The organism is Mesorhizobium sp. P3_A2 (assembly GCF_056403115.1).
This window is the reverse complement of the sequence record NZ_JBFUGC010000011.1, coordinates 121,557-145,690: the sequence shown is the minus strand read 5'-3', so window position 1 is coordinate 145,690 and position 24,134 is coordinate 121,557. Positions and strand designations below refer to the sequence as shown.

The 24,134-nt window shown below is 64.0% G+C and carries 23 protein-coding genes; 11 read left to right on the top strand and 12 right to left on the bottom strand.

The window, feature by feature from the left end; genetic code table 11:
• Positions 1 to 9 precede the first annotated feature (9 nt).
• The 3 genes from AC1DXM_RS24310 to AC1DXM_RS24300 all read right to left on the bottom strand — a co-directional run bounded on the left by AC1DXM_RS24310 (position 10) and on the right by AC1DXM_RS24300 (position 1,996).
• On the bottom strand, positions 10 to 567 hold the full coding sequence (locus tag AC1DXM_RS24310; RefSeq protein ID WP_477236923.1) for a GNAT family N-acetyltransferase: 558 nt from the start codon (positions 565 to 567) through the stop codon (positions 10 to 12).
• A 42-nt stretch (positions 568 to 609) separates the two neighbouring features.
• Positions 610 to 1,329: a DNA helicase gene (locus AC1DXM_RS24305; RefSeq protein ID WP_477236921.1), complete on the bottom strand. Its 720-nt coding sequence runs from the start codon at positions 1,327 to 1,329 to the stop codon at positions 610 to 612.
• Between the two features lie 217 nt (positions 1,330 to 1,546).
• The gene (locus tag AC1DXM_RS24300; protein WP_477236919.1) at positions 1,547 to 1,996 is read right to left on the bottom strand and encodes a GatB/YqeY domain-containing protein; all 450 of its coding nucleotides are present in this window, start codon (positions 1,994 to 1,996) and stop codon (positions 1,547 to 1,549) included.
• A gap of 309 nt (positions 1,997 to 2,305) precedes the next feature.
• On the opposite strand from AC1DXM_RS24300, the gene carA reads away from it, so the two are divergent.
• On the top strand, positions 2,306 to 3,523 hold the full coding sequence (gene carA, locus AC1DXM_RS24295; RefSeq protein WP_477236917.1) for a glutamine-hydrolyzing carbamoyl-phosphate synthase small subunit: 1,218 nt from the start codon (positions 2,306 to 2,308) through the stop codon (positions 3,521 to 3,523).
• 4 nt (positions 3,524 to 3,527) lie between these two features.
• Here carA and AC1DXM_RS24290 read toward each other — a convergent pair whose 3' ends face one another.
• From AC1DXM_RS24290 to ypfJ, 3 genes are all read right to left on the bottom strand, one after another.
• Positions 3,528 to 3,971 carry an aldo/keto reductase gene (locus AC1DXM_RS24290; protein ID WP_477236915.1) on the bottom strand — a complete coding sequence of 148 codons (444 nt, stop codon included), beginning with the start codon at positions 3,969 to 3,971 and terminating at the stop codon, positions 3,528 to 3,530.
• Positions 3,968 to 5,233: a TCR/Tet family MFS transporter gene (locus tag AC1DXM_RS24285; RefSeq protein WP_477236913.1), complete on the bottom strand. Its 1,266-nt coding sequence runs from the start codon at positions 5,231 to 5,233 to the stop codon at positions 3,968 to 3,970. The genes AC1DXM_RS24290 and AC1DXM_RS24285 overlap by 4 nt, the downstream gene beginning before the upstream one ends.
• 176 nt (positions 5,234 to 5,409) lie before the next feature.
• On the bottom strand, positions 5,410 to 6,342 hold the full coding sequence (ypfJ, locus tag AC1DXM_RS24280) for a KPN_02809 family neutral zinc metallopeptidase (protein ID WP_477236911.1): 933 nt from the start codon (positions 6,340 to 6,342) through the stop codon (positions 5,410 to 5,412).
• A gap of 186 nt (positions 6,343 to 6,528) precedes the next feature.
• Between ypfJ and AC1DXM_RS24275 the strand changes: the two genes are divergently transcribed.
• On the top strand, positions 6,529 to 8,598 hold the full coding sequence (locus tag AC1DXM_RS24275) for a hypothetical protein (protein WP_477236909.1): 2,070 nt from the start codon (positions 6,529 to 6,531) through the stop codon (positions 8,596 to 8,598).
• Between the two features lie 23 nt (positions 8,599 to 8,621).
• On the opposite strand, the gene AC1DXM_RS24270 is transcribed toward AC1DXM_RS24275, so the two are convergent.
• Both AC1DXM_RS24270 and mntR read right to left on the bottom strand, forming a co-directional pair.
• Positions 8,622 to 8,810, bottom strand: coding sequence for a hypothetical protein (locus tag AC1DXM_RS24270; protein ID WP_477236907.1), 189 nt, complete (start codon positions 8,808 to 8,810; stop codon positions 8,622 to 8,624).
• A gap of 99 nt (positions 8,811 to 8,909) precedes the next feature.
• A complete protein-coding gene (mntR, locus tag AC1DXM_RS24265) occupies positions 8,910 to 9,365 on the bottom strand; it encodes a manganese-binding transcriptional regulator MntR (RefSeq protein WP_477236905.1) in 456 nt (151 codons plus the stop codon).
• A 241-nt stretch (positions 9,366 to 9,606) separates the two neighbouring features.
• Here mntR and AC1DXM_RS24260 point away from each other — a divergent pair, with 241 nt between their 5' ends.
• The 3 genes from AC1DXM_RS24260 to AC1DXM_RS24250 all read left to right on the top strand — a co-directional run bounded on the left by AC1DXM_RS24260 (position 9,607) and on the right by AC1DXM_RS24250 (position 12,773).
• Positions 9,607 to 10,965 carry an Nramp family divalent metal transporter gene (locus tag AC1DXM_RS24260; protein ID WP_477236903.1) on the top strand — a complete coding sequence of 453 codons (1,359 nt, stop codon included), beginning with the start codon at positions 9,607 to 9,609 and terminating at the stop codon, positions 10,963 to 10,965.
• A gap of 179 nt (positions 10,966 to 11,144) precedes the next feature.
• The gene (locus AC1DXM_RS24255; protein WP_477236901.1) at positions 11,145 to 12,005 is read left to right on the top strand and encodes a protein-L-isoaspartate O-methyltransferase family protein; all 861 of its coding nucleotides are present in this window, start codon (positions 11,145 to 11,147) and stop codon (positions 12,003 to 12,005) included.
• A gap of 117 nt (positions 12,006 to 12,122) precedes the next feature.
• Complete coding sequence (locus tag AC1DXM_RS24250) at positions 12,123 to 12,773, top strand: dihydrofolate reductase family protein (RefSeq protein ID WP_477236899.1); 651 nt, start codon at positions 12,123 to 12,125, stop codon at positions 12,771 to 12,773.
• A 59-nt stretch (positions 12,774 to 12,832) separates the two neighbouring features.
• Here the strand turns inward: AC1DXM_RS24250 and AC1DXM_RS24245 are convergent, their stop codons facing one another.
• The gene (locus AC1DXM_RS24245; RefSeq protein WP_477236897.1) at positions 12,833 to 13,711 is read right to left on the bottom strand and encodes a LysR family transcriptional regulator; all 879 of its coding nucleotides are present in this window, start codon (positions 13,709 to 13,711) and stop codon (positions 12,833 to 12,835) included.
• Positions 13,712 to 13,798: 87 nt separating this feature from the next.
• On the opposite strand from AC1DXM_RS24245, the gene AC1DXM_RS24240 reads away from it, so the two are divergent.
• Positions 13,799 to 14,398, top strand: coding sequence for a LysE family translocator (locus AC1DXM_RS24240; protein WP_477236895.1), 600 nt, complete (start codon positions 13,799 to 13,801; stop codon positions 14,396 to 14,398).
• Positions 14,399 to 14,554: 156 nt separating this feature from the next.
• On the opposite strand, the gene AC1DXM_RS24235 is transcribed toward AC1DXM_RS24240, so the two are convergent.
• Positions 14,555 to 15,349, bottom strand: a complete 795-nt coding sequence (locus AC1DXM_RS24235) for an SDR family NAD(P)-dependent oxidoreductase (protein WP_477236893.1) — start codon at positions 15,347 to 15,349, stop codon at positions 14,555 to 14,557.
• A 180-nt stretch (positions 15,350 to 15,529) separates the two neighbouring features.
• On the opposite strand from AC1DXM_RS24235, the gene AC1DXM_RS24230 reads away from it, so the two are divergent.
• Complete coding sequence (locus tag AC1DXM_RS24230) at positions 15,530 to 15,994, top strand: MarR family winged helix-turn-helix transcriptional regulator (RefSeq protein WP_477236891.1); 465 nt, start codon at positions 15,530 to 15,532, stop codon at positions 15,992 to 15,994.
• A 33-nt stretch (positions 15,995 to 16,027) separates the two neighbouring features.
• Here AC1DXM_RS24230 and AC1DXM_RS24225 read toward each other — a convergent pair whose 3' ends face one another.
• A complete protein-coding gene (locus AC1DXM_RS24225; protein WP_477236889.1) occupies positions 16,028 to 17,206 on the bottom strand; it encodes an MFS transporter in 1,179 nt (392 codons plus the stop codon).
• 207 nt (positions 17,207 to 17,413) lie between these two features.
• Between AC1DXM_RS24225 and AC1DXM_RS24220 the strand changes: the two genes are divergently transcribed.
• A complete protein-coding gene (locus AC1DXM_RS24220; protein WP_477236887.1) occupies positions 17,414 to 17,770 on the top strand; it encodes an ArsR/SmtB family transcription factor in 357 nt (118 codons plus the stop codon).
• A gap of 33 nt (positions 17,771 to 17,803) precedes the next feature.
• Here AC1DXM_RS24220 and AC1DXM_RS24215 read toward each other — a convergent pair whose 3' ends face one another.
• Complete coding sequence (locus AC1DXM_RS24215) at positions 17,804 to 18,274, bottom strand: nucleoside deaminase (protein ID WP_477236885.1); 471 nt, start codon at positions 18,272 to 18,274, stop codon at positions 17,804 to 17,806.
• A 176-nt stretch (positions 18,275 to 18,450) separates the two neighbouring features.
• Here AC1DXM_RS24215 and AC1DXM_RS24210 point away from each other — a divergent pair, with 176 nt between their 5' ends.
• From AC1DXM_RS24210 to carB, 3 genes are all read left to right on the top strand, one after another.
• Complete coding sequence (locus AC1DXM_RS24210) at positions 18,451 to 19,224, top strand: metallophosphoesterase family protein (protein ID WP_477236883.1); 774 nt, start codon at positions 18,451 to 18,453, stop codon at positions 19,222 to 19,224.
• A gap of 181 nt (positions 19,225 to 19,405) precedes the next feature.
• A complete protein-coding gene (locus tag AC1DXM_RS24205) occupies positions 19,406 to 20,203 on the top strand; it encodes an SH3 domain-containing protein (protein WP_477236881.1) in 798 nt (265 codons plus the stop codon).
• A 252-nt stretch (positions 20,204 to 20,455) separates the two neighbouring features.
• On the top strand, positions 20,456 to 23,959 hold the full coding sequence (gene carB / locus AC1DXM_RS24200; protein ID WP_477236879.1) for a carbamoyl-phosphate synthase large subunit: 3,504 nt from the start codon (positions 20,456 to 20,458) through the stop codon (positions 23,957 to 23,959).
• The last annotated feature ends 175 nt before the right edge of the window (positions 23,960 to 24,134 follow it).

Sequence of the window (24,134 nt, the reverse complement as noted above, 5' to 3'; positions counted from 1 at the left end):
CCCGCGCCCCTACAAATCGATCCGGAACAACAAGCTCTCGGCGCCGCCATATACGGCGTCCTTGATGAACGGGCCAACCAACCGGCCGCCATTGGCCAGCACCACCTTCTGCGAGGCAGGATTGTCGAGGTCGGTGGTGAGCTCGACATATGACAAGCCGACTGCCCTCGCCTCGGGGAGCATCAGCCGCAGCGCTTCGGTGGCATAGCCGCGGCCGCGCTTCCACGGCACCACGGCATAGCCGATATGGCCGAGCACATGCGAGGGGAGCGCGGCCGTGCCAGGCTGCCAGCGCAAGCCGATCGAGCCTGCGGCCTCGCCGTCCCAGATCCAGCGCCGGAAGCTGGGCAGCCGCGGCACGGTCGTGCCATCGGGCAAGGCGATCGGCGGCCCCCTCGCCTCGGGATCGTCGAGGCTGGCAAGGAACGCCACCGGATCCGCCTCGATGGCGGCAAGCTGCTCGCGCGTCGCTTCCTCAAGCCGTACATTATCCGGCGACCAGCCGCGCTCGAGCGCCGCCTTGTAGGACGGCAGATGTTCGAGCGCGGGTTTGACGATTTCGATCATGACGCTCAATGCATGGAACCGGGAAGCAGGGCGAAACCGAGACTAGGCAAGGCCTGCCGCCTGGAAACGAACTTCGCCCTTGTTGAGAAAACATGCCTTGTCGAACAGCGACAGATCCAGCGGGTTCGGCAAGCGGACGTCGCTGATATCTGGACAGGACTTGATCCGCGGATCGTATGATCGATCGATCTGGGAGATGAAGACCAGGATCAGCCCTCGTTCCCGGGCAAATGACTTCAGCGTCCGAACCTGGGCCATCAGGTCGGGGTTTTCACGTTTCTGATCGAGCAGTTGCAGATAGTCTATGACCACCAGCGTGCCCCGCGGCGCCGATCCCAGTTTGCCTATGATGTAGTCGGCGCTGATGGAGTCGGAATTGTCGAATTCGAACAGGCCGCCGAACTGCGCCGGGTCCGCCCCAATGGCGCGAAATCGGTCCAAAACGTCTCGCTCGCTGTACTCCAAGGTGAAGAATACGCCGCGATTGCCCGACCCCATGGCCTCCAACGCGAGCTTGAGGCTCATCAGGGTCTTGCCCTGGCCCGGCCGCGCCCCCACCAGAACCAGGTCACCGGGCGTCATTTGCGCAAACAATTTGCCGGCAGGCGTCGCTGCGGAGGCTTTGCTCGCAAGCAAGCTCCAGTTGTCGAAACCTTCCCTGGCTGCAATGCGGTCAAGCGCCTGGTGAAGGGGAATATTGTCTTTGCGCGCCAAGAGTTTGGCTTCACGCTTCATATGGTAGACCGGCGCTGACAGCCTCATCGAAAAACCTCCTATTGCGAGCAATCTTCGCAACCCCTCCTTATGCTTGGTGCTCGAACAGTCGGTTTTGATGATCGCATGGCCCCGCATGAACAATGCTTCCCCGCTGGAGGGAGGAGGCGTGGGCGCGCCGGAATCAGATCATAGCTGAATCTTTGCCGATCGAAAATGCGTCGCCACACGGCAAGACGCTGCAAGACGCCTTGAAGTCCGGCTGCTACTGCAGCAGGCCTTTGACGATGCCGCTGGCCTTGCCGAAATCCATCTGGCCGGCATATTTCTGCTTCAGCACGGCGATCACCTTGCCCATGTCCTTCTGGCTGGTCGCGCCCGTGGCTGCGATCGCTTCGCGCGCTGCCGCATTCACCGCGGCATCGTCCAGCTGCGTCGGCAGGAAACCGCGGATGATCTCCATCTCGCCGCGCTCCTGCGCCGCCAGTTCCGGCCGCTTGCCGTCTTCGAACGCCTTGGCCGACTCCTCGCGCTGCTTCACCATCTTGGCCAGTATCTGCAGGATCTCCTCGTCGCTGGCCGGCTCCTTGCCCGAACCGCGATTGGCAATGTCACGGTCGTGGATGGCGGCCTGGATCAGCCGCAATGTCGGCAGCCGGTGCTTGTCCTGCGCCTTCATCGCGATCTTCAGGGATTCGGCGATTTTTGCGCGCATGATGCTTTCTCCTTCGAACGGCGCGGACAATAACCGCGGCGAACTCGTAAAGCAAACGCGCCAAGCCCCTGATATCGTTCAACGAAACAAATGCCTGCCGATTTGGCCCGGCATCATTGACCACTCTGGCGCCTTCCCCTATGTACTCGGCCTTGCATAAGACAATGAGTTCATGTCGCCCAAAAGTGCCTAGCGGTTTTGGGACAACGACATGAACAGGCAAAGAATGATGCGCGCAGGCTCGAGAGATCGGCCGCGCCGTTTGCTGCGCAGAACCATCGAAGCGCGCAACCTGACAGGAGCGCCGCCATGGCCGAGATGACGCCCGGACTAACCCCGCCTTGGGCCACCGAAAAGCCGACCGCCCTTCTGGTGCTGGCCGACGGCACCGTCATCGAGGGTCGCGGTCTTGGCGCCGCCGGCTCCGCCGTTGCCGAGGTCTGCTTCAACACCGCGCTGACCGGCTACCAGGAAATCCTCACCGACCCGTCCTATGCCGGCCAGATCGTCACCTTCACCTTCCCGCATATCGGCAATATCGGCACCAATGACGAAGACATCGAGGACTTGAACCCAGTCGCCCGTGCCGGCGCAGTCGGCGCGGTGTTCAAGGCCGATGTCACCAACCCGTCCAACTACCGTGCAGCCGGCCATCTCGACCAGTGGCTGAAGAAGCGCGGCATCGTCGCGCTGTCCGGCATCGACACCCGCGCGCTGACCGCGCTGATCCGCGAAAAGGGCATGCCCAACGCCGTCATCGCGCATGCGCCCGACGGCGTCTTCGACCTCGACGACCTCAAGCGCCGCGCCGCCGCCTGGTCGGGCCTGATCGGGCTCGACCTCGCCAAGGAGGTCACCTCCGGCCAGTCCTCGGTCTGGCGCGAAACGCCCTGGGTCTGGAACGAAGGCTTTGGCGAACAGGCCGAACCGTCCATGCACGTCGTCGCCATCGACTACGGCGTCAAGCGCAACATCCTGCGCCTGCTTTCGGGCCTCGGCGCCAAGGTCACCGTGGTGCCCGCCAGCACCGGTTCGGAAGAGATCCTGGCCATGCAGCCGGACGGCATCTTCCTCTCCAACGGCCCCGGCGATCCGGAAGCCACCGGCGACTACGCCGTGCCGGTCATCCAGGACCTGCTCAAGACTGACATACCGGTGTTCGGCATCTGCCTCGGCCACCAGATGCTGGCGCTGGCGCTGGGCGGCAAGACCGCCAAGATGCACCAGGGCCACCACGGCGCCAACCACCCGGTCAAGGATCATACCACCGGCAAGGTCGAGATCGTCTCGATGAACCACGGCTTTGCCGTCGATGCCGACTCGCTGCCGGAAGGCGTCGAGGAAACCCATGTCTCGCTGTTCGACGGCTCGAATTGCGGCATCGCGTTGACGGGACGCCCGGTGTTCTCGGTCCAGCATCATCCCGAGGCTTCGCCAGGCCCACAGGACTCGCACTACCTGTTCCGCCGCTTCGTCAATTTGATCCGCGAAAAGCGTGGCGAGGAATTGCTGGCCGAGCGGGCTTGAGCCTCTACGCCACCGGCCGGCCTTCGCTTGCCTCCAGAATGGCGAACCATTGCTGGCGGTCGAGGTTGATCTCCAGCGCCCTGACCATGGCTGACAGCCGCTCCGGCTTCATCGTGCCCAGCACCGGCACCAGCCGGGCCGGGTGGCGCAACAGCCAGGCGATGGCCATTGCCGCGAGATCGCTCGCGCCGGTTTCAGCCGCAACGCTGGCAAGCGCTGCCCTGACCCGCGCCTCGCGCCCTTCCTTGCCGGTGAACAGCGAGCCGCCGCCGAGCGGTGACCAGATCATCGGCGCATAGCCAAGGCGCTGCGCATGATCGAGGCTGCCATCGGCCAGCGCATTGGTCTTCAGTACCGACATTTCGATCTGGTTGGTGGCCAAGGGAGACGGCAGCCGCGACAGCGACACTCCGCCCTTGGTCAGCTTTATGCGGCTGTCATGGCTCATACCTGCGCTCCATCTTCAGCGACGCCGGTGGCGGCGCTTCTCACCGCCGTCGGCCGTGCAACTTTGGTGACAAAGACGATGACTGCAAGCGTGAGGAAACATGCGCCTAGCAGATAGGGCGCGCCGCCAAAGGTCACCGGTGCATTCGGCCCGGTGAACCAGGAAAAGATCGCCGTGTAGAGCAGCGGCGTGATGATCGAGGTGATCGAGAAGATCGAGGTCATCGCGCCCTGCAATTCGCCCTGCGCCGAAGGCGGCACCTTGGCGGCGGCGAGGCTCCTCAGCGGCGGATCGGCCAGCGCTTCGAGGCAGCCGACAACGATCACCGCATAGATCATCCAGCCTTGTGAGGCGAAGGCATAGCCAAAGGCGCTGGCCGCGGTGAATGTCAGGCCGATCACCGCCGTCCTCCATTCGCCAAGTTTTGGGATCACGCGCGGCAGCACCGTCGCCATGACGATCGCCCCGCACAGGCCGAAGGCGCCAAGCGAGAAGCCGATCTGCTGCTCGCTCCAGCCATAGCGGTAATTGGAGACGAACGACCACACCGCCGGATACATCATGTGGCCGAGCGTCATCAGGAAGAAGGCGAGGCCGATCCAGCCGATGCCCTGGTATTGACGCATCTGCATGAGCGTGCCGACCGGGTTGGCGCGTTTCCACTCGAAGCGCCGGCGGTGCTTTTCATCGAGCGTTTCCGGCAGGAAGAACAGCGCGATCAAAAAATTCACGGAGGCAAGCCCGGCGGCGAAATAGAACGGCACGCGCGGCCCGAACGTGCCGAGCAGCCCGCCCAGCACCGGCCCGATGACGAAGCCGACGCCGAAGGCGATGCCGAGCAGGCCGAAATTCTTCGCCCGGTTCTCGTCGTTCGAAATGTCGGCAATGAAGGCCGATGTCGTCGAATAGCTGGCGCCCGAAATACCAGCCAGCACGCGGCCGATGAACAGCATCGGATAGGACCAGGCGATGGCGCAGATCAGATTGTCGATGGAGAAGGTAAGCACGGAGGCAAGCAGGATCGGCCGCCGCCCAAAGCGATCGCTCAAGCCGCCCATGATCGGCGCGAAGAAGAACTGCATCGCCGCATAGACGAAGAACAGCCAGCCGCCCTCGATCGCCGCTTCGCTGATGCCGACGCCGCTCAGTTCCCTCAAGAAAGCCGGCAGCACCGGCATGATCATGCCGAAGCCGATAATGTCGAGCAGCAGCGTGGTGAAGACGAGCGCAAGGCCCCGCCTGGCGGTTTTGGGGTCGATCATGATGGCGTCTGCTCCCTGGGACCGCCCTTGGGCGGGCGCCCGTTATAAGCGAGGCGTCACGCTGGAACAATAGGAGAACGCCTCAGGCGTTCTCCTGCTGACATCTGTTGCCGGTGATTAATCGGCCCGTCGACGGATACGCTTTCAACCACTGTCGGCTGAAACTTGCGAGTGCCTCAGATCGGACCGGTCAGGGTATTGCAATCCGACAGCTTGCCGCTCTTGTAGCCCCGCGCCAGCCAGGTCTGCCGCTGTTGCGAAGTGCCGTGGTTGAAGCTTTCCGGAACGACATAGCCCTGCATCTTCTTCTGCAGCGTGTCGTCGCCGATCTGCTTGGCGGCGTTCAGCGCCTCTTCGATATCGCCCTGCTCCAGAATGCCCTTCTGCCCGGTGAAGTGCGCCCACACGCCGGCGAAGCAGTCGGCCTGCAACTCGATCCGCACCGACATCTGGTTGGCTTCCGCCTCGCCCATGGACTGCCGCATCTGGTTGAACTTGGGCAGGATGCCGGTGAGGTTCTGCACATGGTGCCCGACCTCGTGCGCGATCACATAGGCCTGGGCGAAATCGCCCGAAGCGCCGAACTGCTGGTCGAGCTGCTGGAAGAAGGTGGTGTCGAGATAGACCTTGTGGTCGCCGGGACAGTAGAACGGGCCGGCTGCCGTCGAGGCGGAGCCGCAGGCCGAGCGGATTTGCCCGCTGAACAGCACAAGCTTCGGATCCTCGTATTTCAGGCCCTGTGACTGGAAAATGCCGGTCCAGGTCTCTTCGGTCTCGGCCAGCACCGTCGCCACGAACTGCTTCATCTCGTCGGAAGCAGGCGTGCCGGCACCCTCGTCCTGGCCGCCGCTGTTGTCGGTGATCTGGCCGCCGCCACCCGGCAGCACGCCGCCGCTGTCGCCTGTACCCAGGATCTGCGATGGATCGAAGCCGAAATACCATCCGGCCAGCACCACGAGGATGACGAGCAGGATGCTGCCGCCTCCACCGGTGCGGCCGCCGATCGGGACGCGAAACTGGCCAGGGCTGCCGCCGCCGAAACCACCGCCGCCGCTGTCGCTGCGCTCGTCCTCGACATTGTCACTCTGACGGCGGCCCTTCCAGAGCATGGCAACTCCCCGTGATGCAAAATTCCCGGCAGGCCGATGATATGGCCCGGTCCGACCCAACAAACGAATATCCCAATGGTTGCACCAAGTCACAGTATTTTTCGCGCCGCCGGCATCGCGGCTTCGCGCTCTGGTCGAGGCGGCTTGCGCGCTGTAGCATCCGGTTCGAACGGGGGTATCAGGGGCTTGCGGACGATCGGCCGATTTCTGTTGCTGGCGGCGCTGCTGTGCCTCGGCCCGTGGCCGGCGCGCGCCGTGACGCTCGATTCCAGCGTCGCCGTCACCGACCCCGACACATTGCAGGCGCTCGAGCGTGGTGGTCTTTCCATCAGCCGCCTGCTCGGCCCGGCGCTGGGTCTCACGCGTGAGGTCGACAATCGCGGCCTGTTTTCGGTGCGCGCGCTGACCCCGGTCCGCAATGCCGTCAAGCAGGAGATCGCCGACGAGCCCGCCGGCAGTCCCGACCCCTATGTCGCCGCGCTGGCAAAGTCGAAGGACCCCAGCCAGAAATTCAACCCGAAATACATCGACGATGACGGTTCGACGCTGGACCTGACCGGCGTCGTCAACCGCATGGACCGAGGCTATCTCGGCCACACCGAATGCGGCGAGATCAGGCTGATCTACCGTTTCCATTATTCGGTGGCGGAGAAGCCGGCGAAAGGGAAGACGGCACAACGCATTTCGTCGCGCCTGCCGCTGACCATGAGCCTGGTCTTCGACGCCAAGCCCGGCGAGGCTCGCGCCCGCGCTTCGAGAGACCGTCCAAGCGCCACCGCCGTGTCGTGTGCCGATGTCGCCAAGCGCTGGCTGGCCGCCGGGCAAAAAGACCTTCCACCCGATCAGCTGGCGGCCTGGCTGCGCTCCGATGAAGGTCCGCTGTCCAACGCCATGCTGAATTCATCGCAGATCATGCGGCTCGAACTCAACATGCAGGTTCTCCGGCTGTCGGCCTCGAGCCGCCGCGACTTCGGCGGCCACGCCGAATATCTCCTGAAGATTTTCAAATGGGACCCGGCGACGTCCACCTTCCAGGAATCGAAGATGGAGAACCAGATAGACAGGAAGGTCGTGCTGGCCAACCGGCCGGCCTTCGCCAAATGGTTGCTCACCGACCGCAACATCTACGATCTCGATCGCGGCCGGCTGATCATCGACGACAAATTCCTGGCAACCAGCGCCGTCTCCGTCGCGCCCGGCGGCATGAGCCGATCACAGAACAACATCGCCTATGGGCTGCTCGACGATTCCGATATCGACAAGGCGCTGCAGGACTATGTCGCCAGGGGCAACGCACTGCACAGCGTGAAATCGGTGACCGGCTTCAATCTGCGCCTGAACGAAATGACCTGCACCGGCTGCCACCAGACCCATGGTATTGCCGGCTTCCACTATACCGGCGCCGATCCGGCTAGCGAGCCGCGCCGCAACGCCGTCTTCGTACCGGGCTCGGCTGTGTTCTTCGCCGACCTGCCGCGCCGGCGCGCCATCGTCGAAGACTTCGCTGCCGGCGGCCATCCGGATTTCTCCCGCGGCTTCGCCGCTCGTCCCGATGCCAAATATGCCGAGGCGCTGAAAGACACCGATCTCTACAATGGCTGGGGCTCGATCTGCTACAGCGGCGAAGACCCAAGCTTCAAGGACTGGAGCTGCGGCCAAGGCCTGCGCTGCGCCGGCGTCCATGAAAGCGCCATCCATCCTGGCTTCGGCACCTGCGTCAGCGAGAAGGGCACCGCCGTCGGCGATCCCGTCGAGTTCGGCGAGATCAAGATGTCAAAATGGGGCAGCGACCAGTATTGCCGCTTGTCGCCAGCCACCGCAAAGGCTTGCGCCATCGATCCTGCGCGCGACAAGAAACCGGTAATCAAGCTCGCCGGCTATGGCGCGGCGCGCCAGCGCTACGACAATCCCGAGCAGAAGACCGGCGGCTTTCCCGGCGGCATGCTGCGCAAGGCCAGCTGCGAAAAGCTGCCCGACGAGGCAAGCTGCGGGCGGCTGGCCAAGACCGGCTTCAACGACTGCATCGCCTCGGGCAAGGACCACAAATTCTGTACCAAGGAATTCACCAAGACCGCCGGCCTGCGCGCCTGCGACAAGGCGCATCCCTGCCGCGAGGACTATATCTGCACCGCCGGCTATGACGATCTGGCCGAGGCCAAGCCTGGCAAGGGCACCTGCATTCCGCCCTATTTCATCTTCCAGTTCCGCGTCGACGGCCACCCGCGCAGCTGGGTACAGGATGTGAGCGAAGAATAGGCCGCGCGTTGCCGCTTGCGATCTCAGCTCTTCTGCTTGGCGCCCGCACTTTTGCCATCGGAGCTTTTGGACCGTTCCTCGAAACGCGCTGCGCCCTTCTTCAGCGGCCGGCCGGTTTCGGCCTCGGTCTTGCGCTCGTCTTTTGCGGCAGCCTGCTTCAATCCTTTTGCAGCCTGCTTGCCCTTTGCGGTCGGTGCTTGTTCAACGCCCATGGTTTCCTCCCTTGACGCGCAACAATCGCGCGCGACGTCAGGAGCAACGAGCCTGAGCTGCAGAGGTTCCGGTGGACTTTGGTCCGAGGCACGCAAGCCTTAGCGTGGCGCGATCATCGCCTTGCGAAACGCTTCCAGCGTCTCGGCGCTGACATGATGCTCGATGCCTTCGGCATCGATGCGCGCCGTCTCGGCGCTGACGCCCAGCGAGCGCAAAAACGCCTCCACCGTTTGGTGACGGATGCGGCTTTCCTCCGCCACCTTGCGGCCAGCATCGGTCAGGAACACGCCGCGATACGGTTTTCTGGAGACGAGCCCATCGGCGCACAGCCTGGTCAGCATCTTGGCCACCGTCGGCTGGGCGACACCAAGCCTTGCCGCGATATCGACCTGACGCGCCTCATTGCCGTCCTCGATAAGGTCGGCGATCAGCTCGACATAGTCCTCGACCAGCGCGCTGCGGCGCGCTTCGCGCGTCTGCCGGAAGCCTGCGGAATGGACATCGGCATCCGGAAGCGGCTCTTCGCGTCGAACCGGTTTGTGCTTCAGCGCCAATACGTGTTTCCTCTTGGCTTTCGACAAATCAATCCGCCTTTGCCATTCATAGCACAGGCTTAACTGTTCCAGCCGTGTATTTGCATTCCATGGCAGGCGCAACCGGCGTTTGCGATCACCCCCTGCACGTCCATCGGTTACCTCATAAGAAGCACATACAATGAAATATAGCATATTGCATAATGTTGAGCCCTGGCATAGATAGGGTGACGTCAACCATCCATCCAGTGGAAAGCCCCCTATGTCCGAAGCCGACGCAACCGTGGGATCAGCCTGGCGATTTGACAGGCCTGAGGACAATCCGCCCAGCCTGCGCGAGGTCAATTCCACGATCGCGGTGCCGCAATCCGGCGTCTGGTTCCGCCGTCTGTTCGCCTTCATGGGGCCAGGCTACATGGTTTCGGTGGGCTATATGGACCCAGGCAACTGGGCGACCGACCTCGCCGGCGGCGCGCAGTTCGGCTACACGCTTTTGTTCATCATCATGCTGTCCAACCTGATGGCGATCCTGCTGCAGGCGCTCGCCGCCCGGCTTGGCATCGCCACCGGCCGCGACCTCGCCCAGGCTTGCCGCGCCTACTACCCGCGGCCGGTCAGTTTCGTGCTGTGGATCGCCTGCGAACTCGCCATCATCGCCTGCGACCTCGCCGAAGTCATCGGCACGGCGATTGCGCTGCAGCTTCTGTTCGGCATTCCGCTCATCGGCGGCGCCATGCTGACGGCGCTCGACGCCTTCATCGTGCTGTTGTTGATGAACAAGGGTTTCCGCTATCTCGAAGCCTTCGTCATCGCGCTTTTGATCATCATCTTCGGCTGCTTTGCCATCCAGATCTTTGCCGCGGCGCCGCCGGTCGGCTCGATCCTGCATTCGATGTTCGTGCCGTCGACGGAGATCGTCACCAACCCGGCCATGCTCTACATCGCCATCGGCATCATCGGTGCCACGGTGATGCCGCACAATCTCTATCTGCACTCCTCGATCGTGCAGACACGCGCTTATGAGCGGACCGAAAAGGGCAAGCGCGACGCCATCAAATGGGCAACGACCGACTCGACCATCGCGCTGATCCTGGCGCTGTTCGTCAACGCTTCGATCCTGATCGTCTCGGCTGTCGCCTTCCACGGCACCGGCCACCAGGATGTCGCCGAAATCGGACAGGCCTTCGAACTGCTGTCGCCGCTGCTTGGCCTCGGCATCGCCTCGATCCTGTTTGCGGTGGCGCTGCTGGCTTCAGGCCTCAACTCGACGGTGACGGCCACACTGGCCGGCCAGATTGTCATGGAAGGTTTTCTGCGCCTGCGCATTCCGCAATGGGCTCGCCGGCTGGTGACGCGCGGCATCGCCATCGTCCCGGTGGTGGCGGTCACCGCGCTCTACGGTGAAAAGGGCACCGGCCAGCTGCTGGTCTTCAGCCAGGTGATCCTGTCGATGCAGCTGCCCTTCGCGGTCATCCCGCTGGTGCAGTTCGTCTCCGACAAGAAGAAGATGGGCAACCTTGCCATTCCGCGCGGCGTGGCCGCCCTCGCCTGGGTGGTCGCCGCGATCATCCTGGTGCTCAACTTCAAGCTGCTCTACGACACCGTCTTCGGCGTCGGCTGAGTTTCTTCTCGAGTAGTTCGCCGTTTCGCGGAAATCGCGACCTGCTCTATCTCTTTGTTTTAACGCAATTCCCCAAGGGAAAGCGCTACGCGCTTTTCCCGGGAAAACCGCTTCACACTTTTCCTGGAATTGCTCCAGACCGCGACAAACTGGCGACTTGCGCTATCTTGTTCGCCATCATGACAAGTGTCGAAGACGCCAGGAAATTCTATGCGCAGTTGATGGCGGCCAGTGCCGGCTCGGCCGATCCGCGTCTCGAACAGGCTTTCGCCACGGTGCCGCGCGAGGCCTTTCTCGGCCCCGGACCGTGGACGGTGGTCGCTGGCAGGGCGCTGATCACCGGCAACGGCAAGATCATGACGCCGAGCGCCGATCCGGTTCACATCTATCAGGACGTGCTGGTGGCGCTCGATGCCGACAAGGGCATCAACAATGGCGAGCCCTCCCTGCACGCTATGTGGATCGGCCGGATCGCCCCCAGACCGGGTGAGGCCGTCACCCATGTCGGCGCCGGCACCGGCTACTACACCGCCTTGCTGGCACGGCTGGTTTCGCCAGGCTTGGTCACCGCCTTCGAACTGGAGGCCGACCTTGCCGCCAAAGCGACAAAGAACCTCGAAACCTATGACAATGTCAGCGTCATTCACGGTGATGCCGTCACGAGCAGTCTGCCGCCTTCCGACATCATCTATGTCAACGCTGGCGTCATCGCCCCGCCGGTTGCCTGGCTGCGAGCGCTAAAGCCCGGCGGCCGCATGATCTTTCCCTGGCGCCCGGCCCAGAGCGTCGGCCTTGCCGTGACGGTGACCCGCACCGACAAGGGCTTTGCCTGCGACCCGTTCATGCGCTCATGGTTCATCCCTTGCGTCGGCGCCTCGGTCGCCAACTCGGCGGCGAAAATCCCCGACCTCCAGCAAGCGGCGCGAAGCCGCTCCATCTGGCTGACATCAGACAGGGCGCCGGACCGCACCGCCACCGCTGTCATCGGCGACGTCTGGTTTTCATCGCAGGCGCTTGGCGGCAGGCGACAGCGGCAATAGGTATTTTGCATCGGCGAGCAGCGATTTTTACCCGGGCCTGTCGGACTGCCGCCTGCCCGTCCGTCCTTGGATCGAAGTCCGGCCCGACGGCGCGGACCAAAGAGAAGGAAAAATCCAATGAGGAAGATCATCGCCGCCACCTTCGTCAGCCTAGACGGCGTCATGCAAGCGCCAGGCGGTCCGGAAGAGGATCCGGTTGGCGGCTTCAAGTTCGGCGGCTGGACCTTCCATTATTTTGACGAGGTGGCCGGCGTGGCCATGGAAGAACTCTTCTCCAAACCCTTCGCGCTGCTGCTCGGCCGCAGAACCTACGACATCTTCGCCGCGTACTGGCCTTACCAGAAAGATCCGATCGGAGATGCCTTCAACCCTGCGACCAAATATGTGGCGACACATCGACCGGACAGCCTGATCTGGGAGAACACACAATGGCTTGGGGAAGACATCGTCGCGGCGTTGCGCCGCCTAAAGCAGGAAGATGGGCCTGACCTGCTCATCCAGGGTTCGGGCGAGTTGATCCAGACTTTGCTGGCCAACGGGCTGATCGATGAAATCCGGCTGATGATCTTCCCGTTATTGCTGGGCAAGGGCAAGCGGCTGTTCGGCGATAGTGCGATGCCGGCCGCCTTCAAGCTTGTCAAGTCGCAGGCGACGACCACCGGCGTCATCATGGCAACCTACGAACGATCAGGCGAGATCAAGGTCGGGTCGTTTGCCACACAGGAGCCGTCCGACGCCGAGCTCGAGCGGCGCAAGAACTGGAAGTAGCTGGGCCTATTTCCTCTCCCCCACATCGTGAGGGAGAGGAAACCTGAGTTCGGAGAGGTTCAAGCCGCCACCGCCCGCCGTGCCAGCCCATCCCTGATATACCGCGCGAATTCCTGCGCGGCCGGCGCTGCGCCGTACTTGGGCAGGTGCAAATTGATCGCGAAATTCGGCAGCGGCGGCAGCCCTGAATCGAAAGGCAGAATGTCGAGGTCGGCAGGCACGGTGGAGGCGAGCCAGGCGGTGACGGCGAGGTCGGAGCGCACCGTCGCGGTCGTGGCGTCGATGTTACCGTTTTCGAACACCGTGCGCCATTCCAGCCCGTGTTCGTTCAGCGCCGACAGCACCACCGGGCGGAAGGCGCAGGTGTCGGCGACGATCGACACCGGCAGCGGTCGCTTGGCGCGGGCAACGCCGCCCTTCGCCCCGACCCAGACCAGCCGGTCGATGACCAGACATTCGCCGGCCGACGAACCGACCCGTTCCTCGATGACGGCAAGATCGATGGTGCCGGCCGCAAGGGCAGCAGTAAGGTCCGGCGAGGCAGCACAGAGCAGCGATATCTCGACCCGCGGATAGGCCTCGGCATAGGCCTTCAGCACCGGCGCCAGCAAGGTGCCGACAAGGTCATAGGGCACACCGAGCCGCACCTGGCCGGCAACTTCCGTGCCCGCCATCTCGGTCCAGATTTCGTCATTGAGGCCAAGCAACCGCTTTGCCTTGCCGAGCAATCGCTCACCTGGCCGTGTCAGCCGCAAGCCGCGCCGGTCGCGCTCGAACAGGCTGCAGCCCAGCGCCTCCTCCAGCCGCTTGATCTGCTGACTGACGGCGCCTTGCGTCAGGTGCAGCGCGTTCGCCGCCGCCGTCATGCTGGCCTTGTCGGCGACGGTGACGAAGGTGCGGATCAGCGCCGTGTCGAGGTTTCGGATCATGGCCTGCATTATATCTGCTAATGCCGGGCATCGCAAACATTGCATTTACTGAAGTAGGCACGCCGCTACGATGGAGCCCTCACCGAGGGAGCCCGTATGCTCGAGCCCATCATTCCCCTTGTCGTTTTTGCGATCATCGCGACCGGCACGCCTGGCATTGCGACCACACTGTCGACGGCCTCCGGTGCACAATTCGGCTTCCGCCGTTCCGTCCCGCTGATGACGGGCAGCGCCACCGGTCTTGCCACGGTGACGGGAGCCGCGGCCGCCGGGCTCGCCGGCCTGCTGCTCGCAGTGCCATCATTACAGCTGGCGATGAAACTTGTCGGCTCGCTCTATCTCGTCTGGCTGGCGATCAAGATCGGCCGCGCCGGGCCGCCCAATCTCGATGTCACGATGGCCAAGCCCACCAGTTTCCTCAGCGGCGCCGGCATCCAATGGTTGAACCCAAAGGGCTGGGCGATGGGTCTGGGCGCAGCGGCATCGTTCGCAGCACTTGCCGACGGACCGGGACAACTCGCACTGCTGCTCGGCTCGACCTTTGGCCTGGCGGCCGCTGTGATGTTGTCCATCTGGTGCGTCGCCGGCATGGTGCTGGCACGGCTGCTCAAGACCGAATGGCAATGGCGCGCGCTCAACATCGTGCTGGCGCTGGTGCTGGCGGCCTCGATCATTCCGATGTGGCGAGGGGCTTAGCCGTAGAAGTCGCGCCAGCACCCCCACCCGGACCCTCGGTCCGACCTCCCCACAAGGGGGAGGTAGGGAGCGCACTTCACCCTCCCCCTTGCGGGGAGGGTCGCGAACGAAGTGAGCGGGGTGGGGGTCCTGGTTCGCGAAAGCGAACCAGCCTCCTCAAGCCGCGTAGCGGGCCGCCGGCTTGTCGGCGTGCAGGCTGCCGTAGAAGGCTTGCCGGGCGCCGAGGAAGGTGTCGAGCTTGGCCGCATCGGCAAGCGCCGGCACGGTGACGGCTTCACCCCTGGCGAGACCCACAAGGGCCGCATCGACCATATCGTCGGCGCTCATGATGATTTCCTTCGGCAGCTGGTCGATATCGCTGCCGGCAAGCTCCCAGAAATCGGTGCGGGTCGCGCCCGGCAGCACCGCCTGTACCTTCACATTGGTGCCGGCGACCTCGCGGTGCAGCCCTTCGGTGAAGTTGACGACATAGGCCTTGGTGCCGCTGTAGATGCCGCCGAACGAGGTCTCATAGGCGAGCACCGAGGCGATGTTGACGATGGCGCCGCGGTTGCGCGCCAAAAGCCCCGGCAGCACGGCGCGGGTCAGGCGGGTCAAGGCAATGACATTGACCTTGATCATGCGCTCGGCCTCGTCGGCGTCGGCGGTTGCCACCACCTGCTGGCCGCCAATACCGGCATTGTTGACCAGCAGCGTCACGCTGTCGTCGGCCGCGATCGCCTGCTCGACGCGGCGCACATCATTGTCGTCGGCGAGATCTGCGGCAATCACGCTGACCTTGCGCTTGTAGGCATAACGCAGCTTTTCAGCCAATTCCTCGAGCCGGTCGGCGCGCCGCGCCACCAGCACCAGATCATAGCCCTGCCCTGCCAGCCGGTCTGCATAGACCGCGCCTATGCCCGCCGATGCGCCGGTGATGACTGCGGTGCCCTTGTTGTCCTGTCCACTCATTGTTGTGTTCCTTTTTAGCTGCCCGGCGAGATGGGATGTCCCCCGCTCGCCGCCTGATTTTCAATTAGTGGCATATACCACTATCCGGGAAGTAGGTATATGCCACTATCTTGTCAACGGTGACGGCAGAAACTATTTCTGCGGCAGGCCGGCAGACGCCTTTGCCGGCGAGGAGCCGTGATGACCAAGATTGCGATGCCGGGATTCAGCCCTTGCAACAATGCCACGCTGCGGCGCGCCGCGCGCAAGCTCAGCCGCTTCTATGACGATGTGATCGCGCCTTCTGGCCTGAAGGGCACGCAATACGGCCTGCTCTACCAGATCTATGTCGGCAGCGAGCCGGCGATGGGCACCATTGCCGAAGAGATGGTCATGGATCTGTCGGCGCTCGGCCACACGCTGAAGCCGCTGATCCGCGACGGCTATATCGAGACCTTCGCCGACAAGGACGATCGCCGCATCAAGCGGGTGCGGCTGACAACCCAAGGCCTCGCCAAGCTCGAAGAGGCGACGAAACTGTGGAGCACTGCCCAGCAGCGCTTCGAGGACATGGTCGGCAGGCAACGGGCGGCCGATCTGCGCGCCATGCTGGATGAAGTCGCGGAGCTGGATTACGAAGTACCGCCGGCCGCCCCTTCAAGCTGAAAGAGCGGCCGGCGATCATATTTGGAAACAGCGTTACTCCGCCGGCACGGCGACCGGCCGGGCCGCCCAGCGGCCGGCCAGCACCACACCAAGCCCGATCAGCGGGAAGATTGCAGCGATGAGGCCGAGATCGGCCGGCACGCCGTAGCGCAGCACCGCACCGCCGACCACGGCACCCAGCGCCACGCCGAGATAGAGCGCCGAGGCGTTGAGCGACAGTACGATCGGTGCGGCGTCGGGCGCCAGCTTGATGATGCGGCTGGCCTGCGCCGGCGGGAACGCCCAGCCTACCATGCCCCACGGCACCATCAGGGCCATCAGCACCGGCCCGGCGATGTGCTGCGGCAGGAAGGTCGGCACGACAGAAAGCATGACCAGCATGGCCGCGCTGAGCGCCAGCGACCAGCCGACGGTGCGCGTCGCGCCGAACCGGTCAGCCGCCTGGCCGCCGGCAATGTTGCCGATGACGGCGCCGACGCCGAAGGCGAGCAGCATGCCGGGCAGCGCAATCGGGTTCAGGCCGCCGCTCTGGATGGCAAGCGGAGCGATATAGGAAAAGACCGAGAAGGCGCCGATCAGGGCGAGCGCCGTGGTCAAGAGGATCGGCATGACACCGGGGCGCAGCGCCGCGGCCAGCCGCCGGCGCAGCGGCAGCTTGGTGCCGATGATGCCACGCGGCAGCCGGTACCACAGGATGGCGCCGACCAGCGCGCCGAGCCCGGCAATGGCAAAGAAGGTGCCGCGCCAGCCGGCAAAGGCAGCGACCAGCGCGCCGAGCGGTGCGCCGAGCGCAACCGCCACGGTGGTGCCGCCGACGACGACGGCAATGGCGCGCGCCCGGTGATGGTCATCGACCAGCGCCACCGCCGTGCCTTGCGCGGTTGCCGCAAACAGGCCCGACGACAGTGCCATGATGATGCGGGCGATGAGCAGCAATTCGAAGGACGAGCTTAGTGCTGCCACCAGATTGCCGATGACGAAGAACACCAGCGTCCACAGGATGACGCGGCGCCGGTCCCATTCGCCGGTCAGCGTCGCCAGGATCGGCGTGCCGATGGCATAGGCGAGCGCAAAGGCGGTGATCAGCGTGCCGGCGAGCGGAATGGAGATGCCGGCATCGCCGGCGATATCGGGCAGCAGGCTGGAAATGACAAAGCCTTCGGTCGAGATCGTGAACGATCCGAGCGCAAGCCAGAAGAGGCGCTTGTCCATTGGGGGTGTCCTTAGTTCAAAACTTATTGAACAATTGGACATAACAGGGCATGATGTCAATGAAGCCAGGCAAAAATAGCTGAACCCTGCTGACAGCCCTGTGTCAGGACAGCCATTGGGCCATTCGCGAAACGGAGAAACACTGTGCATGCCCCGGGGAAAGATGGACGCGTTGAAATCGCCAGTGACTGTGCTTAGTTTCGGGCCATGACCTTGCCGCACCCCAACACAGACCAGATCAGCCTGCCGATCGTGCTCGGCGTGCTTGGCGACCCGACCCGGCTCGCCATCGTTCGCTATCTCGCCAGCAAGGAAGGCGTGGCGTTGAACTGCAGCCAGTTCCTCGACCTCGGCTCGAAGACCAATCTCAGCTATCATCTGGCCAAACTGCGCGAAGCCGGCGTCACCCGCGCCGAAGTGGTCGGCACCAACCGCATGATCACGTTGCGCCGCGCCGATCTCGACGCCCGCTTCCCCGGCCTGCTCGACAGCGTCATCGCCGCGGCTGGCGACGACCCTGGCCTGCCCGCGGTCGGCGGCCACGACATCGAACTGCCGGCCTGAGGCGGCAGGTTCGGAAGCAAGGTTTCTGTCGCTCTAGCGCTGCCAAAAACCGATATGCGGGGCGAGAAGTTCCTCGTCCATCTCGGGGAATGGACCGTGGACCTCGACCGGCTTCTGCCCGGAGGCGAGGACCGTTCGCGACGATAGGTTCATCGTCGGATTCTCGGAGTGGTCGCCAGTCAGCGCGAGAAGCTTGGTCTCCTCATAGCCGTAGACCAGCCGGCCGATATTGGCCCAGTAGAGCGTTCCGGTGCACATCGCACAGGGCTCGCCGGTAGTGACCAGCGTGCAGGACCACAGGAATTCCGGCGGATAGGCGTCCGCCGCACGCCGGGAGAGTTCGGTTTCGGCGTGGCGCACGGTGTTGATGTTGCCTTGCCGCATCAGGATGCGATCGTCGGGACCGACGAGCACGCAGCCGAAAGGATGATGCCCGTGCGCGGCAGTCTCGCGCGCGACGTCATTGGCGGCGCGGAGGTGGGCAACCATCTGGTCGCGGGTCATCGCCTGGTCCCTCCCAACGGCTTGGAAAGGTAGCAGATGGAGTGCTTCCGCGAAAGCCGAGGGTGGGGCTGCCGGATGTCGCGAACGATCTCAAGGGCTTGATACCGAAGGCACGGGCTTGATAACGAAGACGGGCCGCAAAGCCTCCAACGCGGCTGCATCAGGGAGCTCGCCGCATGCGCATCGCCGTCCTCGCCGACATCCACGGCAACGTGCTGGCGCTGGATGCCGTGCTCGACGATCTCGAGCGGCGCGGTGGCGCCGATCTCACCGTTAATCTCGGCGATTGCGTCTCCGGCCCGCTCTGGCCGCGCGAGACGTTCGAGCGGCTCGAAGCGCTCGACCTGCCGACCGTGCGCGGCAATCACGACCGCCGCGTCGCCGTCGATCCGGCCGACGCTACGATGTGGGCTTCCGACCGCTACGGGCAGGAGCGGCTGACATCAGCGCGGCGCGAGGCGCTGTTCGCCCTGCCTTTCATGTTGGAGATCATTCCGGGCGTGGTCGCCTTTCATGCCAGGCCCGACCATGACGAGAAATATCTGCTCGACGCGATCGTCGATGGCCAACTGGTGCGCGCACCGCTTGCGACTATTCAGCGGCGGCTGAGGCCGCTCGACCCCACTTGCCGCATCGTGCTGTGCGGCCACAGCCATCGCCCAGAGCTGATCCGCATCCCCGGCGGCCCCGTCCTCTTCAACCCCGGCAGTGTCGGCGCCCCTGCCTATGACGACGACACGCCGCCGGCGCATGTTTCGGAGCAAGGCAGCCCGCATGCGCGCTACGGTATCGTCACGCTCGGCGATGGACCCGACCGTTTCGAGACCATCGCCGTCGACTACGACCACGAAGCGGCGGCCATTCAGGCTGAACAGGCGGGGCGGCCGGAATGGGCGCATGCGCTCAGAACCGGCTTCATGCCAAAATCCTCTGGGCAAGGCTCCGTTTGACGGCACAGCCGTGCCCTGCGCCGCCCTCCCGGCACCAAACATCGGACGCATTTTCGGACTTACATGGCGCCGTATCGTCCCTTATAAAACCGCCTCGGCATGCGCAGGACCTGCCGCGGCAAAGGTACAGAGTATCAGTGCACGGCCAATGATGAGGCGCATCGTTACGCTCCGAACAAGTTTGCATGCGCTGATTGCCGCTCCGCTGCTGACGGCGGCGTGGCTGGCAGTTGTCCCGGCCCACGCCGAAGAGGTGCCCTTCATCTCCATCGTCACAGGGCTTGCCCCCGACGATCTGCTCAACATCCGCGCCAAGCCATCGCCGATGGGCAAGACCGAGGCGCGGGTGGCTGCCGGTGCAAGCGTGCGCAACCTCGGCTGCAACGACATTGACGGACATCCCTGGTGCAAGGTCGTGTCAGACAATCCCAAAGTCACCGGCTGGGCGCCGGCGCGCTATCTTGTTCCGGTCAATCCGGCGACTGTGCCTGAATCCGACCAGCCGGCGGATGCGTCCACTGTCGCCACGACCAACGATGCCGGTCAGACGCCGGACGCCACGACGTCGCCACCGCCGGTCCCGCCCGACCTTACCGAGCGTCTCGGCGGCACGGACCAAGACGCACCGAAATCCATCGCCGCGATCGGCAGGACCGCGATGGACGATGCCTATGGCATGGCATTCGCGGCGATCGAGCCCTCCCCTGCTCCGCCCGCGCCCGGCATCCCCTGCGCGCGCCATGTCGGCGAGCCGATGACCCAGTGCCAAATAAGCGTCGCCCATACCGGCGGCGACAGCGCCGTGACCGTGACCTGGCCGGACGGCGGCGCGCGCATCATCAGCTTCCATGGCGGCTTGCCAGTCGGCTCCGACTCTGCCGACGAATTCCGCTTCACCCGCGAAGGCAGCTTGAACATGATCCGCATCGGCACCTCCGAGCGCTTCGAGATCACCGACGCCGTGGCGACCGGGGATTAGGGTTCGGCGCCGTCGCAAAATGGATTCTGCCACGACTGACCATTTGTCGACGCCCGCCAAGATGCGATTTCAAACTTGAAGCGATTGCCCGGTTGTGAAGCCGCGCGCAATCCCTCATTTTCGGGGTTACATCCGCCAAAACTCTTCCCTATAAGGCCCTCCTAGCCTGATACCAGAATCGCAAGCACAACCGGCCGGGTCTTCCCGTCCCGGTTTTTCGTGCAAGCCGCTCGCCGAACGGAACTCATAACGATGCCAAGACGCACCGACATCAAGTCGATCCTGATCATCGGGGCCGGCCCCATCGTCATCGGCCAGGCCTGCGAGTTCGACTATTCCGGCACCCAGGCCTGCAAGGCGCTGAAGGAGGAAGGTTTCCGCGTCATCCTGGTCAATTCCAATCCGGCCACCATCATGACCGACCCGGAACTGGCCGACGCCACCTATATCGAACCGATCACACCGGAAGTGGTGGCCAAGATCATCGCCAAGGAGCGGCCCGACGCGCTGCTGCCGACCATGGGCGGCCAGACCGCGCTCAACACCGCTTTGTCGCTGCGCCGCATGGGCGTGCTCGACCGTTACAATGTCGAGATGATCGGCGCCGACGCCACGGCCATCGACAAGGCCGAGGACCGCGCTTTGTTTCGCGAGGCGATGAAGAAGATCGGCCTGGAAACGCCGAAGTCGATGCTGGCCAACGCCACCGACGTCAAGAACACCGACCGCAAGACGCATGAGGCCGAGCGCGCCGCGCTGAAGGCCGAGGCGCCTGCCGATCTTGATGCTGCGCTCGACGCGCTGGAAACACGCTGGAATCTCGGCGAAGGCGACCGCAAGCAGCGCTACATCAGCCATGGCATGGCGATCGCCGCCCAGGCGCTCGACCATGTCGGCCTGCCCGCCATCATCCGCCCATCCTTCACCATGGGCGGCACCGGCGGCGGCATCGCCTATAACAGGGCCGAATTCTACGACATCGTCCAGTCCGGCCTCGACGCCTCGCCGACCACCGAAGTGCTCATCGAGGAAAGCGTGCTCGGCTGGAAGGAGTATGAGATGGAGGTTGTCCGCGACAAGGCGGACAATTGCATCATCGTCTGCTCGATCGAGAACATCGACCCGATGGGCGTGCACACCGGCGACTCGATCACAGTCGCCCCTGCCCTGACGCTCACCGACAAAGAATATCAGATGATGCGCAACGCCTCGATCGCGGTGCTGCGCGAGATCGGCGTCGAGACCGGCGGCTCCAACGTCCAGTTCGCCGTCAACCCGGCCGACGGCCGCCTCGTCGTTATCGAGATGAACCCGCGCGTCTCGCGCTCGTCGGCGCTGGCCTCCAAGGCGACCGGCTTCCCCATCGCCAAGATCGCGGCCAAGCTCGCCGTCGGCTACACGCTGGACGAGTTGGAGAACGACATCACCGGCGGCGCCACCCCCGCGTCCTTCGAGCCGTCGATCGACTACGTCGTCACCAAGATTCCGCGCTTTGCCTTCGAGAAATTCCCCGGCGCCGAACCGGTGCTGACCACAGCCATGAAGTCGGTCGGCGAAGTCATGGCCATCGGCCGCACTTTTCAGGAGTCTTTGCAGAAGGCGCTGCGTGGCCTGGAAACCGGCCTGACCGGACTCGACGAGATCGAGATTCCCGGCCTTGGTCATGGCACTGCGCCCGCCAGCCACGTCGACGACCGCAACGCCATCCGCGCTGCACTCGGCACCCCCACCCCCGACCGGCTGCGCATGGTGGCGCAGGCGATCCGCATGGGTACCTCGTTGGAAGACGTGCACGCCATGTGCAAGATCGACCCGTGGTTCCTCGAACAGATCGCCGGCATTCTCGCCATGGAAGCCCGCATCCGCGAGCACGGCATTCCGCAAGACGCCGTCAATCTGCGCATGCTGAAGGCGATGGGCTTCTCCGACGCCCGCCTCGCGTCGCTGACGAAGACCGACGCCGAAGTGATTGCGAAGACTCGCGAAAAGCTCGAGGTTCATCCGGTTTATAAGCGCATCGATACCTGCGCCGCCGAGTTCGCCTCACCCACCGCCTACATGTATTCCACCTACGAAGTGCCCTTCGCCGGCGCACTCGCCAACGAGGCGCAGGTCTCGTCGCGCAAGAAGGTCGTCATCCTCGGCGGCGGTCCGAACCGAATCGGCCAGGGCATCGAGTTCGACTATTGCTGCTGCCATGCCGCCTTTGCGCTACGCGACGCCGGCTATGAAGCGATCATGATCAACTGCAACCCGGAGACGGTGTCGACCGATTACGACACCTCCGACCGGCTCTATTTCGAGCCGCTGACGGCCGAGGACGTGCTTGAGATCCTGCGCGCCGAACAGGCGTCGGGCGAGCTGGTCGGCGTCATCGTCCAGTTCGGCGGCCAGACGCCGCTGAAGCTCGCCGACGCGCTGGAGAAGGCCGGCATCCCGATCCTCGGAACGTCACCTGACATGATCGATCTCGCCGAAGACCGCGACCGCTTCCAGAAGCTGCTTCACAAGCTGAACCTGACCCAGCCGAAGAACGGCATCGCCTATTCGGTCGAGCAGGCCCGCCTCGTTGCCGGCGAGCTCGGCTTCCCGCTGGTGGTGCGCCCCTCCTATGTGCTCGGCGGCCGCGCCATGCAGATCATCCATGACGAGGGCATGTTGCAGAGCTACCTGCTCGACACCGTGCCTGGCCTGGTGCCGGAGGACATCAAGCAGAAATACCCCAACGACAAGACCGGCCAGATCAACACGCTGCTGGGCAAGAATCCGCTTTTGTTCGACACCTATCTCTCCGGCGCCATCGAGGTCGATGTCGACTGCCTCTGCGACGGCACGGACACGTTCGTGTCGGGTATCCTGGAGCATATCGAGGAGGCCGGCATCCATTCGGGCGACTCGGCCTGCTCGCTCCCCGTTCACTCGCTGCCTTCGGAGCTAGTCGACGAGCTGGAGCGCCAGACGGCGGCGCTTGCCCGCGCGCTGAATGTCGGCGGGTTGATGAACGTGCAGTATGCGATCAAGGACGGCACGGTCTATGTGCTGGAGGTCAACCCGCGGGCATCGCGCACCGTGCCCTTCGTCGCCAAGACCATCGGCCGGCCCATCGCCAAGATCGCCGCCCGCATCATGGCCGGCGAGAAGCTGGAAGACGCCTTCGCCCATTACGGCGCCATGCCCGATCCCCGCAACCCCGGCCACATCGCGGTCAAGGAAGCCGTCTTCCCCTTCGCCCGCTTCCCCGGCGTCGACATCCTGCTCGGCCCGGAAATGCGCTCGACCGGTGAGGTCATGGGCCTCGACCGCGACTTTGCGCTGGCCTTCGCCAAGAGCCAGCTCGGCGCCGGCGTCGACCTGCCACGCTCCGGCACGCTGTTCGTCTCGGTCCGCGACGAGGACAAGAAGGGCATCCTGCCGGCGGTCAAGCGCCTCGCCGGCCAGGGCTTCAAAGTGCTCGCGACGTCCGGCACCCAGCGCTTCCTCGCCGAAAACGGCGTGGTCGCCGAGAAGATCAACAAGGTGCTCGAGGGACGCCCCCACATCGAAGACGCCATCCGCAACCGCCAGGTCCAGATCGTCTTCAACACGACGGATGGCCAGAAGGCGGTGTCGGACTCCAAGTCACTGCGCCGCGCCACGCTGATGCAGAAGGTTCCGTATTACACCACGCTGTCGGGGGCTGCCGCGGTGGCTGAGGCGATTGCGGCGTTGAAGGCGGGGAGCCTGGAGGTCAGGCCGCTGCAGGAGTATTTTGCCTGAGCGGATTAGCTGATCTCCTCCCTCGTGGGGAAGATCAATGGCGGGCAGTAGGGCTGTTAAATCGATGACCTAGCAATTGCCGTGAGGCGTTAGAGCCGCCGGCTTGCCGACGTATATCTCTCTACATCCACCTAGCGCCAAGTTATGCGTTGGGTTAACTATGATGCCCTAACAC

Excerpts from the sequence above, each read along its gene's own strand:
- AC1DXM_RS24310 (WP_477236923.1), bottom strand. The coding sequence starts at position 567 with ATGATCGAAATCGTCAAACCCGCGCTCGAACATCTGCCGTCCTACAAG.
- AC1DXM_RS24305 (WP_477236921.1), bottom strand. The coding sequence starts at position 1,329 with ATGAGGCTGTCAGCGCCGGTCTACCATATGAAGCGTGAAGCCAAACTC.
- AC1DXM_RS24300 (WP_477236919.1), bottom strand. The coding sequence starts at position 1,996 with ATGCGCGCAAAAATCGCCGAATCCCTGAAGATCGCGATGAAGGCGCAG.
- carA (WP_477236917.1), top strand. The coding sequence starts at position 2,306 with ATGGCCGAGATGACGCCCGGACTAACCCCGCCTTGGGCCACCGAAAAG.
- AC1DXM_RS24290 (WP_477236915.1), bottom strand. The coding sequence starts at position 3,971 with ATGAGCCATGACAGCCGCATAAAGCTGACCAAGGGCGGAGTGTCGCTG.
- AC1DXM_RS24285 (WP_477236913.1), bottom strand. The coding sequence starts at position 5,233 with ATGATCGACCCCAAAACCGCCAGGCGGGGCCTTGCGCTCGTCTTCACC.
- ypfJ (WP_477236911.1), bottom strand. The coding sequence starts at position 6,342 with ATGCTCTGGAAGGGCCGCCGTCAGAGTGACAATGTCGAGGACGAGCGC.
- AC1DXM_RS24270 (WP_477236907.1), bottom strand. The coding sequence starts at position 8,810 with ATGGGCGTTGAACAAGCACCGACCGCAAAGGGCAAGCAGGCTGCAAAA.
- AC1DXM_RS24260 (WP_477236903.1), top strand. The coding sequence starts at position 9,607 with ATGTCCGAAGCCGACGCAACCGTGGGATCAGCCTGGCGATTTGACAGG.
- AC1DXM_RS24255 (WP_477236901.1), top strand. The coding sequence starts at position 11,145 with ATGACAAGTGTCGAAGACGCCAGGAAATTCTATGCGCAGTTGATGGCG.
- AC1DXM_RS24250 (WP_477236899.1), top strand. The coding sequence starts at position 12,123 with ATGAGGAAGATCATCGCCGCCACCTTCGTCAGCCTAGACGGCGTCATG.
- AC1DXM_RS24245 (WP_477236897.1), bottom strand. The coding sequence starts at position 13,711 with ATGCAGGCCATGATCCGAAACCTCGACACGGCGCTGATCCGCACCTTC.
- AC1DXM_RS24240 (WP_477236895.1), top strand. The coding sequence starts at position 13,799 with ATGCTCGAGCCCATCATTCCCCTTGTCGTTTTTGCGATCATCGCGACC.
- AC1DXM_RS24235 (WP_477236893.1), bottom strand. The coding sequence starts at position 15,349 with ATGAGTGGACAGGACAACAAGGGCACCGCAGTCATCACCGGCGCATCG.
- AC1DXM_RS24230 (WP_477236891.1), top strand. The coding sequence starts at position 15,530 with ATGACCAAGATTGCGATGCCGGGATTCAGCCCTTGCAACAATGCCACG.
- AC1DXM_RS24225 (WP_477236889.1), bottom strand. The coding sequence starts at position 17,206 with ATGGACAAGCGCCTCTTCTGGCTTGCGCTCGGATCGTTCACGATCTCG.
- AC1DXM_RS24220 (WP_477236887.1), top strand. The coding sequence starts at position 17,414 with ATGACCTTGCCGCACCCCAACACAGACCAGATCAGCCTGCCGATCGTG.
- AC1DXM_RS24215 (WP_477236885.1), bottom strand. The coding sequence starts at position 18,274 with ATGACCCGCGACCAGATGGTTGCCCACCTCCGCGCCGCCAATGACGTC.
- AC1DXM_RS24210 (WP_477236883.1), top strand. The coding sequence starts at position 18,451 with ATGCGCATCGCCGTCCTCGCCGACATCCACGGCAACGTGCTGGCGCTG.
- carB (WP_477236879.1), top strand. The coding sequence starts at position 20,456 with ATGCCAAGACGCACCGACATCAAGTCGATCCTGATCATCGGGGCCGGC.